The organism is Candidatus Kuenenia sp. (genome assembly GCF_027493735.1).
Classification (GTDB): Bacteria; Planctomycetota; Brocadiia; order Brocadiales; family Brocadiaceae; genus Kuenenia; species Kuenenia stuttgartiensis_A.
The window spans coordinates 1-13231 of record NZ_JAOSKF010000012.1 but is presented as its reverse complement, the minus strand read 5'-3'; the positions used below and the strand labels follow the sequence as shown (position 1 = coordinate 13231).

At 43.7% G+C, this 13231-nt stretch carries 10 protein-coding genes and 1 pseudogene; all 11 read right to left on the bottom strand.

Features of this window, described 5'->3' with window-relative positions; genetic code table 11:
• Positions 1-4: 4 nt before the first annotated feature.
• A complete protein-coding gene (locus M5U24_RS06645; RefSeq protein WP_298201920.1) occupies positions 5-826 on the bottom strand; it encodes a glycosyltransferase family 4 protein in 822 nt (273 codons plus the stop codon).
• A gap of 737 nt (positions 827-1563) precedes the next feature.
• Positions 1564-2901 (bottom strand): IS1380-like element ISCku8 family transposase, encoded by a 1338-nt coding sequence (locus tag M5U24_RS06640; protein WP_099323988.1) that lies wholly within the window; start codon positions 2899-2901, stop codon positions 1564-1566.
• Positions 2902-2980: 79 nt separating this feature from the next.
• Entirely contained in the window at positions 2981-3361 is a 381-nt protein-coding gene (locus M5U24_RS06635; RefSeq protein WP_099324253.1) for a class I SAM-dependent methyltransferase, read from the bottom strand.
• Between the two features lie 418 nt (positions 3362-3779).
• Positions 3780-4835 (bottom strand): glycosyltransferase, encoded by a 1056-nt coding sequence (locus M5U24_RS06630; RefSeq protein WP_099324255.1) that lies wholly within the window; start codon positions 4833-4835, stop codon positions 3780-3782.
• Positions 4832-5788, bottom strand: coding sequence for a class I SAM-dependent methyltransferase (locus M5U24_RS06625; protein ID WP_099324256.1), 957 nt, complete (start codon positions 5786-5788; stop codon positions 4832-4834). The genes M5U24_RS06630 and M5U24_RS06625 overlap by 4 nt, the downstream gene beginning before the upstream one ends.
• The gene (locus M5U24_RS06620) at positions 5785-6504 is read right to left on the bottom strand and encodes a class I SAM-dependent methyltransferase (RefSeq protein ID WP_099324257.1); all 720 of its coding nucleotides are present in this window, start codon (positions 6502-6504) and stop codon (positions 5785-5787) included. The genes M5U24_RS06625 and M5U24_RS06620 overlap by 4 nt, the downstream gene beginning before the upstream one ends.
• Before the next feature lie 146 nt (positions 6505-6650).
• Positions 6651-7202: a CatB-related O-acetyltransferase gene (locus tag M5U24_RS06615; RefSeq protein WP_298201918.1), complete on the bottom strand. Its 552-nt coding sequence runs from the start codon at positions 7200-7202 to the stop codon at positions 6651-6653.
• Positions 7203-7281: 79 nt separating this feature from the next.
• On the bottom strand, positions 7282-8538 hold the full coding sequence (locus tag M5U24_RS06610; protein ID WP_099324258.1) for a lipid II flippase MurJ: 1257 nt from the start codon (positions 8536-8538) through the stop codon (positions 7282-7284).
• Positions 8539-8970: 432 nt separating this feature from the next.
• A pseudogene (locus M5U24_RS06605) lies at positions 8971-9108 on the bottom strand (type II toxin-antitoxin system HicB family antitoxin); the annotation flags it as partial.
• Between the two features lie 1266 nt (positions 9109-10374).
• Complete coding sequence (locus M5U24_RS06600) at positions 10375-11421, bottom strand: NAD-dependent epimerase (protein ID WP_099324260.1); 1047 nt, start codon at positions 11419-11421, stop codon at positions 10375-10377.
• 453 nt (positions 11422-11874) lie between these two features.
• On the bottom strand, positions 11875-13140 hold the full coding sequence (locus M5U24_RS06595; RefSeq protein WP_298202131.1) for a nucleotide sugar dehydrogenase: 1266 nt from the start codon (positions 13138-13140) through the stop codon (positions 11875-11877).
• Between the last annotated feature and the right edge of the window lie 91 nt (positions 13141-13231).

The window sequence follows — 13231 nt, the reverse complement described above, 5'->3', positions numbered from 1 at the left end:
CCTTCTATTCTCCTTTTACACAACCAGCCAATAACTCTTCCCACATGCCCATGATCTTTTCCATTCCGAATCTCTCAAGAACTTCTGGCGCCCTCGATGCCAGACGTTTATACAATGCCTCATCCGTCATCAATTGACCCATGGCTGCTGCCATTGCATTTACATCTTCCGGTGGTACTAACAAACCATCTATACCATCACGGATAATTTCCCGAGGCCCGGAAGGACAAGCAAAACTTACTACGGGTAGTCCACAGGCCATGGCCTCAAGTAAGGCATTAGGAAACCCCTCGTAACGGGAAGATAAAACAAACATATTCGCTTGACGTAAAAGCTGCATAGGATTATTTACTCGTCCAGGCAAAGAAACAAGCCCTGCAATCCCCAACTCATTGGCAAGTTGTATCAAGGTATCCCGATCTTTCCCGTCACCAAAAATAAAAAGATGCCAATTGTGATGGGACTGTGCTATCCTGGCAAAGGCATGTAAAAGCAAGTCAAAACCCTTTTGCGCAGTTAACCTGCCCATTGCAACTATGATTTGCTTAGACTTCGCATTTCCCCCAAAAGCAGTATCTGATTGTTCGAGATTTGTTTTTTCATTTACGTTACTAATTGGGTTAGGTATTACAAACGTAGTCCCCTTTTTAACAATTTCTTCTATCCATTGTCTTGCCTTGTTAGACTGAACAACAATTGCATCTGCCCATGGATAGGTTGCATTGCGTAGCAAAGACCAGGTACGCCCACAATCATGGTAAGCGGGGTCTATCCTCTCTGAAATAATAACCTTCAAACCCAGTCCACGGGTCGCCAACAAGGTCATTATATTCATCCTGTCCACAAAACTAATCACAATATCAGGCTTTGACGATTTTATTGCACGACGTAATTTTTATAAGACGAATTATATTATTCCTTATAGCTGCAAACGGATTGCTAGATTCACCCATCCGCCCCAGTGCAACACGTTTTACATCAAGGCGAAGTTTGTAAAAATCAGAGGCAGTAGAATCAAGCGTAATGAGTGAAATCTCCCAATTTTTTTGGGCCAATAATTAGCCATTGTTGATATAACACGCTCTGCACCGCCGGAAGATAAAGAAGAAATAACAAGGGTTATACGCATGGTTTGTTAGCTATAGATACTATATTTTCGTTGCTACCATGAATGCCCATAAAACAAAGAAGTATCTTGAAAAGAACCTGGGCTGGGCCTTCCCCTTCCAGTTAAGCGTTGACCAAGTAATAAAAGGCCGCTCAAACACCTCTTCTACTTTAAAATATTTGGCAAGAAGTGTTTGTACCTAAATCCTGCAAACGATTTTCGCAATGCGAAAATCAGTATTTTCCACTACCAAGATTGGCAAAAAGCGATAACAGATATCCGTTTTTTAGCAATTGTGGTAGCGCTATTGTACTACTTTAAACAAAAAGACATGGGAAATTGTCGGAAACGTGCTCTCTGATGCAATGAAAATCAAGATAGGGATGTACTGTCTCCATCTGCGGTATACTTACCACTCTCAAAAGACTAAAAAAACGAAATACAACGTCGGTTTTCTACTGAAAAACTACATCCAGTGACATGCGTTCCCACTTTTCCCATTCCTCCTGATGGAGAAATTTCTCCGGCAATTTTAATGTCATCTGCCGGCTTCTCTCCACCAGTTTCCCTGCCACACGGATTAACCACAGTCTCATCGTCTTTACTTCCCACTTTTGTATCACTCCACCACTGAGCAATCCCATCCACTTCAAAAGATTATACGCTAACACCGCACACTGAAATAGCGCAGCATTGGCCAAAAATTCACCCGTACGTATGTGCCCCGCATTCATCTGTCCTTTACTCTCTTCTATCAAAGTCTCGCAGGTAGCCCTCTTTCCATAACAACGATGCGCTTCCATCGGACTTAACCGCTCCGTTGTAACGTAACAAAAATACTCATACACGGACACTTCTACTAATTTCTTTTCTCTTTTGACCAATTGCCGCACTGCCACAAAACGTCTCGCACGATCCCACCCTGCACATCGATACCAAAATTCAGCCTGTTCCCATCCTGGCTCCCCTTTCACCTCATTCCATTTCTGCCCTTCAAGCAATCCTTCCAGATTCTTCAGCTTTACCTTAATCAGATATCCCGCCAATATTGACTCAAGGTATTCAAGTAATTCTCCGGTAAAAAAACCGCTGTCTCCCCGAAATACCACCCTTACCCCCTTATTCATGTACGCCATACATTCCTTCATGAACTCTACTACTCCGTTACTCGTGTAGGCGCTTCCACAGCGGAACCAACTATGTAATACCTCCTTTGTTTCTGCAATAAATGCCATTAAGGGATGATACGCCTTCTGCCCCTTCTTGTGCGGATTATATCCTACCTCTGCACCCTCCTGTTTCCCATATACACCATCTACGGTAGAATCAACATCTATCCATACTTCGCAAAGAGCACTCCTGAGTTTATGGCCTGATCTCACCGCACGCTTCCATATCTTTCCCCTAAACCGGTGGATCACCCCCGTCAGTTCCACTATATCTCCCTGACTCGCCAGCTTCATAATACGTCCTATCGTAGTATCTACAGGTACCTCTTTCCACCCGGACATCTTCTTCAATACCTCATCTGTACACACCTTCATCACCTCTACCATCGATGTCGCCCCTGCTATCAACCCTATCACTACCATTTGTACCGCATCGACAAACTGATACCGGGCATTTGCTCCACGATCCTTATGGACCGCTTCATGGACTCTCTCCCGGAACATCAGCTTACCCATAAAATTCAATACCGGTAAAAGCCCTGCATGTACCGTTAAGCCTTTCCCGCTCATCTCTGCCTTGATTTTCGGTTGTCTTTTGCTGTATTTTTTTGCTATATTCTTCATCGAAATGGTGAATCTCCTTTCAGGTGTTTTTTGTTATCAATATACCGCCGAATACCTTGGAAATCCTACCATTTCAATCCTATTCCTGCAACAAGGCTTTGCCTTGTTTGCAGGATTTAGGTTGTATTCTATTTGAGTCAAAAGTTTGAATATGCCCCCACCGGTGGAAGTGCTTCGCGCAGTTAGGACAAACCGCCCGTTGTTCACTTATTTTTTCACGTGCAGGAACCGTTCCTATGATCTGACCACCAGGCATTAAAATGCGTGATATTTCACTTAAGGTGTTTTCAATTGCTTCATCAGTAAGATGCTCAATTACTTCAGATATTACCACAGCGTCAAAAAGCAGATTGTTGAAGGGAGTTTCCTGGCTATAGCCAACCTTGGCCTTTTCACCCATTCCAAAAACGTTGACGAAGAAGTACAACTGATTTTTCGCTTGGATCCAGGGAGTATACATCAAGCCCCAGACTTATCGCTGCCTGCTCAAAAATTCCAGCTCAAATACCAATGTTTAACACCCTTTTTTTAGGCTTCACTTTCTTTGCCAAAAAAGTTAGACACGCTATGCTACCAGAGAAACTTTCTGGCGCTTCATTTTGATAGTAATCCCAAATCACATCCTGGTTCATTGGTATCCTTTCATTACAAGCCCTTGTCCAATCGATAGGCAAACAACTTTTTCGGGTTTATCAGAGAAAAATGAATCCATAACTTTTTTTTGCACCAGGACAAGATGTAAAACCCGAAGTAGTAGAATTAAGCATAACCAGGGTAATTTGCCAACATCGCCCTGACCAATAGTTGGTCATAATAGACATTACCCGTTCGGCACCGTCGCTGCTTATAGAGTGGATGAATAATAGGAGTCTCCTTGTTTATCCAAAGACACTAAATACTTCAGAAAGTCTTTTTGCAACGACCTCTGTGCTAAAGTTATTTATCACAACATCGCGGCCCCGCATTCCCATTTCGCGCCCGGCCATTCGATTCTCGTGCAAATACACAAGGGAATCGAACCAGTCGTCCTGTGATGTGACGCCAAACCCCACATTACCTTTTCCGAGAACCTCGGCGTTCATGCCTACAGGGGAAACAACGACAGGAATTCCACACGCCATGTACTGAAGCATCTTGAAACTACACTTACCACGGGTCCATTCATTATCTGGCATAGGCATAATGCCGACATCCATCTTTTGGATAGCGTCAACTTCACCGGCTTCTGACCAAGGGATGTACCGAATGCGATTTTGTAGCACTTCCGTAAGTATCGGGTAACCGTCAGAAACAACAAGAAGCACCGCATTATCAACCCGCTTGAAAAAAGCGCTTAATACAAAAGAAATACCCTCAAGATAAGGCAGATTACCCCTGGTTCCAATCCATCCGATTACGAACTCGCCTTCATCTATCGATTCTATGGGAAAGAACCTTTCAACATCAACCGCTGTAGGCACTATGATCACATTCTTATTGAACGAGGAAAACCAATCGGCAATGTACTGGTTTCCTGCAAGCACCGCGCTTGCATGAGCAGCAATTCTTGAGGTGCTTCGGGCCGCAGCCCCTGCACGGGTCAACCATATGGCATCATCAACATCAAAGACCAACGGTGAGCCAAGCATTCGTTCCAGCGTTAAATACCCAGGCAGCAACTCCCTTTGCAGCCATGTAGCATGATGCCATCTAGTCTGATATACGGCGGGGGTTCTCATAGCAATCTTCATCCCTTGCCAGGTTGCAACTATCGGGAAGCGTGCGAATCTCGGCCATTGACCGATATCGAACGGCACTCCTTTATAGACATTGATTTCTGGAAAATATTCTGAAACATTTATCCCGAGCTTTTGCAATTTCTGGATATTTTGACGAACTCTAAATCTTGCCCCCGGGATAAAACGGCCTTGAGTTAGCGCGGCGACACGAATCATGGATTAACCCTCGCCCAGATAGTCATGCGTCCGGTCTGACCAAATACACTTAAAAACCAAGCCAGCGGATATAGCGCATATGACCACCTGCCAGCCCGTTCTGGAAAGCTGATAAGTTTTTGCCCCAGCCCGGCATAGCCCTTGCCTCGCAGCAGGTAACCGGTGCTGGCGATCAGGTTGCTCAACACTCGATGGTGGTGAATCTTCTCCATTGTCCAGCCGCCGGCCTGCAGAACCCGCCCCAGGGTTTCGGGTGTGAAATGATGAAGATGGTTGGGCAATTGCAGTGCATACCATTTCTCTTTGAACAGGCGAAACTCCAGCGATGCTGAGTTTGGCACGGATAGCACCAGCCATGCACCGGGCTTGGTCCATTCGCGTAGTTTCTTAAGGCCGCCGATGGGGTCGTGGAGGTGCTCCAGTACCATCCAGCCCACGACAAGGTCAAAAGGCTCATCAGGCTTCGGGGCAGTTTCCAGTGGCCCGGCATGAACGTGGTAGCCGTGCTGGGCTGCGGCCTGAGCAGCCTTCTCGGAAAACTCGATGCCCTCCACTTGCCAGCCTTGTCCCGCCATGTGGTGTAGGAACACGCCGGACGCACAGCCCACTTCCAGAAGTCGACCAGGGGCTAGTGGCGGCAAGGAGGCAACGTTGAAGTTGAAAAACCATTTGACCAAGGGCCTGAGCAACTTCTTGATGCTGGAAGCCTGCTTGGGCTTAGCCTGCTGCACCCGTGTGCCCAGGTAAGGGCCGTAGTCATCTGGGTAATAGAAGCCGATGCTGTCTGGACTTGGACGGGGGTTGGTGCGCATTAGGCCGCATTCAAAGCATTTGACGACGGCGAATTCACCGGGAAGGTCGTGAAGCAGGTCGCGCCCAATGAGAACGATATTGTCGTTCCTCGGACAGCCCAAGGGGCAGGAGACATTCTCTATACAAGTCGAATCAATCATTTTATAGCCTCACAAGCCCAGCCAAATGGTTCATCCTTCTTTTTATCGAACCTATCAAGCCACAAGAACATCACTTGCAGCAAGCGCATAATTCCTATCGCAACAATTTTGATAGGGAAAAGTGCAATTCCAATGACGTTTGGATTGTTGCTGCGAAGCCCTGTTGGCGGGAAAATTGTCAAACCCCGCGGTAACTCGTATGCCCAACGTACCCAAAGACCTCCAAAATTGGTGATCTTGATTTCCTGGAATCCAGCGTGCTTGCAGATGGATTCAAGCCCATAGGAAGTATATCTAAAAAAGTCATATGGGGTCTGATGTTCAGGATGAGCCATCGGTACCGTCATATATAGCTTTCCACTTGGCCTAAGGACGCGATACATTTCCTTGACGCTTTCCTGTGGCCATTCAAGATGTTCAAGCACTTGAGTACACAGCACCGCATCGAAGCTATCATCCTTGATAGGCATTTCATGTAAGGGAGCAACATAATCAAGATTGGCATAATTCCAACGGCTCTCCCCCACGGCTAAATCAATCGCTTTATAGTTGCAATGAGAAAAGAGTTTTTTGTAAACACCTTCACCTGCTCCAGCATCCAATATAGAAGCGCCCTTTGGCAGACTCTTTGCTACGCTCTCTACGAAACGAGTCACATACCATCTACCTATATCCTGTATTTTACTTCTCGTTGAGAAGTCTTCATTCACAAGCATCAGCATTATCCTAATAATACGAAGGCAAATTATTTAAAGGGGCACACCCAAGCACCCCAATTGATTGCATTGAGCACGATGTGGCTGTGGCATTGGTTATACATACGTCATTGTCATTACATGCTGGCGGTTTTTTCCGTAGGCTCCTATCGGGAGGGAGACTTGATACGGGTTTCCCGAATACGCCTATGATAATAATCAATCAGTGCATGGATATTCTCGGATAACAAGTAGGGTACAGCCTCACGGACGATTTCCTCAGGCCAGTCCCACCATGCCATCTCAATTAACTCGGCAATTATTTCTTCAGGGAAACGAAATCGAATATGTCTAGCTGGGTTGCCGCCAACAATTGAGTAAGGCGCAACATCTTTTGTTACCAGGGCCTTTGCCCCAATCACAACACCATTGCCAATAGTAACCCCTGATAAAATTAACGCTTCCCGTCCAATCCAAACATCATTTCCAATAATAACATCACCTTTAGTGATAGGATGAGCTTTAATGGCCAACCATTCTCTGTAATATAGATTTAGTGGTGATGTAGTAGCCAAATCAGACCTATGCTCACCCCCGAGCATAATAACAACGTCGTCAGCAATAGAGGTATATTTCCCTATACTTAGGGATGCGCCGCTCCCAGGAAATAGTATTCTTGGTTTTCCATAACTCTTGTCTCCGATATTGAACCCAGCCAAATCTGGGTTTTCTTTCATCAGAAAGCGGTAAGGTCCCGGGCGCGAAAACCATTTTGTGCGTATACGCCACACCAATCTCTTAAACATATTTTTTCTCAGAAATTTTCTTGGTCATCAAAGCCCACGATATTAAGAAATAAATACTTACACCCATGGCCAAGCCAAGAGCGCCCATAACATAAAACATTAGAATCTTTATTACCACGCCCAGCGAATAGGCAACCATACCTACTGCTGTTGGTGATTTAGTATCACCCAGTGAATAAAACATGGATGTCATTATCATACCCAGATTGCCAATTGCGAATTGCCCGGACATCAATAACATCATCAACCATAACAATTTCAAGTTCTGATTGGATAATTTGCCATATCCAGCTAATAGAGCGAGTAGGGGTTGACCGAACAGACCTAAAATCAATAGACCGGCGAGGCTGAACGCACCCACTTGCAGCAATTTCCGGTGATATATCCTCCGAAAGCCTGCCTTGTCCCCCGCCTTGTCGAGCCGACTGAGTGCTGGCACCAAGGGCGTCGAGATCGCCTTGTTGATAACTTGGCTGACAGCACCATAAATCTGTTGAGCGAGGTAATATAATGACAGGCTACCACTACCGGCAGAGGAAAGCAAAAAGCGGTCAACCAAGGGATCCGTCTTGTAGTAAGCCGTGCCCAGAAGTAGGGGTTTGATGCGCCGCCAGGCTTCTCTGATGGCCGGGCTTTTCAAGTCTGGACGAACCGGGCTACCCATACCGGGGGCGAGTAGCAAGGTTTGCAGTCCCATGCGCAGGGTGCTTATCCATGCAGCCGCAATCACACCGAAACGGGGAAGCGCCCAAACCAATAGCAGCAAGGCAAAGACACTTGCCAAAATCGGAGTAAATTCGGCCCACAAAAACTGCTGTCGTGCATGGTAAGCGGCCCATTGCACACCATTTATAGCAGTAAAGACCATGCCAACGAGTTGGATGCGGGTAAGCTCTACAGTCAATGCCTGCCCCGCTTCATCGAAGCCTGGCACGGTGAGCGGTACCCACCACGGGGCTGCCGCATAAAGCAGAAAGGCCAACAGCCCGAACAAACCTCCGATAAGAGCAAGAAATCCCCATGCGTCATGCCGAATACGATCTTCGCTTTCTCCCGAAAGAAGCGGCACCAGTACATGCATAAGTGAACCACTGATAACCGCAAGGACAAGCTGCGGCATCGCCATGCCGGCAAACAGGGCATCTGTGTAAGCACCAGGCCCCAGTTGCGTAAGCACATACCATTGAAAGAAAAACGAAAGACCAATGTTGGTGGCTGAAAGTATGCCGAGTTGAATAAATAGTTTCACGGTTTACATAACCTGAATTTGTTCATTAAAGATAGTCAGCACACTAATTGTTGATACAATAAGCACTAGAAGTATTTGTAGAAGTACGTGAGGGTCTCATCTTAAATGTTAAGCAAATGTCCACGGTGACAAATAATATCCAAAATATGAAATAACAAATCCCAAATAAATCACAAAATCCAATTTTCAAAATTCCAATTTAATAATTAATAATTACTCATCGCAAAAAAGTTTTGCCACGAAGGCGCAAATAGTTTTCTTACCACAGATGAACCCCGTACGATAACCTTCGGTTCCCCACAGGGCAGGCACGAATGGATACGAATAAGCGCAACTATCAGTGCTTGTGTCAGTGTTCAGTGTTAGACAATAAGTTTTGAGTTGCTGTTTTAGCATTAATAAGGTTCGTCTTTAAATTAACTGTGGGTATTTCTACGCATAAATAAGTCTTCCTTTTGGTTCTGGTATTTCTCTACCAAGGCTCTTTGCCGTTTCTATCCATTCTGAAATCGCAATCTTCACATTCCATATAGCATCTTCATATGATACACCATCTGACATACAACCAGGTAACTCAGGAACTTATACAATATATAAATTATCTACGTCACTCCAATATATTATCATTTCATATTTATACATCATCAACCTCCTTATTAAGTTTATATTTTAGTATCAGGTTTCTTATCTGTTTTACTTGATATGCTTTAGCTTTTCCATAAAGTCAGCTTTCTTAAATCTTCAAATCTTATATTTTTATCCGATAATCCAGAAAGAATTTTATCAAGTACCTTTTTTTTATTCATTTCATATTTTTATACAAAGATGAAAACCAATAAAACCAGCCGCACCGGTAACCAATATCTTTCTCATATATTAATATTCCCCTTTATAACCGCCACAGGCGTACAGGGAGCATTCCCGATTTTTTGTAAAAATGTCATTAGCAGGGGGAATAGTAACACAAGCATCCAGCTTGAGGGTAAAATACCACAAGCAGGGATGCTTGTGGTACAATGTACAATTAGTTAACCAAAAATCGGGAATGCTCCTGTTCAAACTATGTCCCCCGCTGGCGGGGGTGCAGGGGGTGGACTGGATTTCTCCACCGATTCAACTACTCCTTTATTATGAAAGCAAATTTGCCCCTCTTTCCCATGCTCCGCAGACAATTCCACCCCCTTAATCCCCCGCCAGCGGGGGACAGGCTTGCCACATCCCTTGCAGCTTTCATGCACTTGTGGTGTTGATCCGGGTGCATTCCCGGTTTTTTGTGACTTCTGCCATGTTTTTAATGAAACGTACAGTAGTATTAACCCCTGGCAGCGTTGTTTTGCCCCAATCACACAAACGGTTACAAAAAATCGGGAATGCTCCTGGCGTACACCATTTTTTCTTAGGGTTTCGGAATTGTGGGATTAATGGGGTCAAGTCTTGTCAGGTCGTCCGAGAATGCAATCGTAATCTTTAATGTATACTATATGTTGTCTAATATTAATATGATTGATCAATATGTAGTATAGTATTTGGTACTCAAGGCAATTCGCGGACAACCTGTTGTTTCTTGACATTCCCCTTTTTGGAAAACAGAGACTCTTCCCATCTTCCTAACCCCTTCCAGATGCCCTTACATAATATGCCTCAAGATCCTTAAACCTTCAAATTCCGTATTTACTAATTGGTGTAAGTCAATAAAGTTATACTTTGTACTACAATCCATCAACTTCTTGTTTTTTATGCTCGTTTTTCAAGCTGCACAAACGTAAGGCATTAATTAAATGATGCCTACGTAAAGTTTGGAGTATTGAGTTTTTGTCATTTGAAATTGTTTTGTATTTAGATATTCGTATTTCGAATTTGGTTGCGGCCAAAGGCCGCGCCAAGATATTCCCTGTACCACCCCACAAACCTCTTAATCCCTTCTTCTATTGGAGTAGACGGTTTAAAATCAACATCTCGTACTAAATCGTCAATATCGGCATATGTTGCAGGAACGTCGCCTTGTTGCAGAGGTAAAAGATTTTTTACCGCCTTTTTACCAAGATAATCTTCAAGAACTTCAATAAAATGCATAAGCTCAACGGGATTATTATTTCCTATGTTATAAAGCTTATATGGCGCATAGCTCGTAGCAGCATCTGGTTTATCGCCATTCCATTCAGGATTTGGTTCCGGAGTTTTATCCATCACCCTGACTACACCCTCAATAATGTCTTCTATATAGGTAAAATCCCTCTGCATCTTTCCATGATTAAACACATCTATTGGCCTTCCCTCTAATATTGCCTTTGTAAAGAGAAACAATGCCATGTCTGGCCTTCCCCATGGACCATATACAGTAAAGAATCTGAGCCCAGTACATGGAATCTTATACAGGCTTGAATAGGTATGAGCCATGAGTTCATTGGCTTTTTTAGTGGCGGCATAAAGGGAAACGGGATGGTCAACGTTGTGATGGACGGAAAAGGGCATTTTTGTATTGGCTCCGTAAACAGAACTTGAAGAGGCATAGACAAGATGTTTCACTTTATTATGCCTGCATCCTTCGAGGATATTCATAAATCCGTTGATATTGCTGTCTATGTAGGCATAAGGATTTGTCAAAGAATACCTCACCCCCGCCTGGGCAGCAAGATTTACAACGATGTCAAATTTCTGGTTTGAAAAGAGCTTTGTGATTGCTTCTCTCTGTGCAATGTCCCCTTTTATAAACTTAAAATTTGTATGTCCTTCAAGCTGTTTCAAACGGGCATATTTAAGATTTACGTCGTAGTAATCATTGAGGTTATCTAATCCAATTACATCCTCTCCAAGTGCAATTAATCTTTTGGATAAGTGAAAACCAATAAAACCAGCCGCCCCTGTAACCAATATTTTTCTCATGTATCAATATTCTCCTTTATAACCGCCATAGCCGTACACCATCTCCACTCAGAAAAGGGGGAAAGGAACATATTTGGGGGCCAGACCTCGAATATAGAAAACAAAATTCAGCCCGCAATATCCAAAATATGAAATACCAAAACTCAAATAACAAATTTCAAATAATATTCAAAATCCAATTTTAATAATACAAGTTTTATTATTTTCACCTGCCAAAGTTATTTTTACTCAATATCTTTTATCAGTGCTTATTCGTACTACAATCCATCAACTTCTTGTTTTTTATGCTCGTTTTTCAAGCTGCACAAACGTAAGGCATTAATTAAATGATGCCTACGTAAAGTTTGGAGTATTGAGTTTTTGTCATTTGAAATTGTTTTGTATTTAGATATTCGTATTTCGAATTTGGTTGCGGCCAAAGGCCGCGCCAAGTATATCCGTGGCTAAATTTTACTACCCTTTTACGCTCTTTTTTACCTTATCAGAATGATTCGTATGATTCTTAATTAAATTTCTCGTATCAACGATAAGTTTTGCATTTTTTAAGATAAATTCAGGGTCGTAATCCGAGTGCTCTGTTGCGATAAGAACGGCATCATATTTAGCAAGCGTCTCTGCATGTAAAGGAACGGAGCTATTATTAAATGTGTATTTCCTCATTTTCGGGAGAACCGGTATATACGGGTCGTTATAGTCAACATGTGCATTTTTCTCCACAAGAAGCTCCATGATCTTCAGCGAGGGTGATTCACGGGTATCGTCTATATCCTTTTTATATGAAAGCCCCAGTATTAAAATCTTTGCGCCCTTAATGCTTTTCCCTTTCTCATTAAGCGCCTCAACAGTCTTTTGAACCACATAATAGGGCATGTTGGTATTTATTTCCCCTGCAAGCTCTATAAACCGGGTGGAAAACTCATATTCCCTCGCCTTCCAGGTCAAATAAAAGGGATCGATAGGTATGCAATGTCCCCCAAGACCAGGGCCGGGATAAAATGCCTGAAATCCAAAGGGTTTTGTCTTTGCCGCCTCTATAACTTCCCAAACGTCAATCCCCATCCTATCAAAGAGCATCTTCAGTTCGTTCACCAGCGCTATGTTCACAGATCTATAGATATTCTCAAGTAGTTTTGTGGCCTCCGCAACTCTTGTTGAAGAAACCGGGACGGTCTTTACCACTACCGAATCATAAAGGGCTTGTGCAACGGTAAGACAATTATCCGTATAACCGCCAACCACTTTAGGGATTGTCCTTGTTGAAAAACCCTTATTATTCGGATCTTCCCGCTCCGGTGAAAACGCAAGATAAAAATCCTCACCAGCTTTTAACCCCGACTCCTCAAGTATGGGTCTCATGTCCTCATCCGTAGTCCCTGGATACGTAGTGGATTCAAGGACAATAAGCTGTCCCTTGCGAAGATTTCCGGCAATAGTCTTTGTTGTGTTAAAGACATATGACATATCAGGCTCACGGTATTTGTTCAGCGGCGTCGGAACACAGATGATGATACAGTCCATAGCTGATAACTTCGAGAAATCCGTGGTGGGGGTGAAACGCGATCCGGCGTCCGTGATACGTGAACTATCAATATGTTTGATATAGCTTTTGCCCTGACTCAGTAATTTTACCTTTTCAGGGTCAATGTCGAAGCCTGTCACCTGAAACCCTGCCTTGCAGAATTCAATGACCAGAGGCAATCCAACATAGCCGAGGCCGATAATGCCAATGTGTACTACTATCCATCAATTTCTTGTTTTTTATGCGTGTTTTTCATGCCGCCATTTCCGTAAGTGCTTTAATATCAAGGGC

Coding starts and splice junctions, on each gene's coding strand:
- M5U24_RS06645 (WP_298201920.1), bottom strand. CDS start 826: ATGACCTTGTTGGCGACCCGTGGACTGGGTTTGAAGGTTATTATTTCA.
- M5U24_RS06640 (WP_099323988.1), bottom strand. CDS start 2,901: ATGAAGAATATAGCAAAAAAATACAGCAAAAGACAACCGAAAATCAAG.
- M5U24_RS06635 (WP_099324253.1), bottom strand. CDS start 3,361: ATGTATACTCCCTGGATCCAAGCGAAAAATCAGTTGTACTTCTTCGTC.
- M5U24_RS06630 (WP_099324255.1), bottom strand. CDS start 4,835: ATGATTCGTGTCGCCGCGCTAACTCAAGGCCGTTTTATCCCGGGGGCA.
- M5U24_RS06625 (WP_099324256.1), bottom strand. CDS start 5,788: ATGATTGATTCGACTTGTATAGAGAATGTCTCCTGCCCCTTGGGCTGT.
- M5U24_RS06620 (WP_099324257.1), bottom strand. CDS start 6,504: ATGCTTGTGAATGAAGACTTCTCAACGAGAAGTAAAATACAGGATATA.
- M5U24_RS06600 (WP_099324260.1), bottom strand. CDS start 11,421: ATGAGAAAAATATTGGTTACAGGGGCGGCTGGTTTTATTGGTTTTCAC.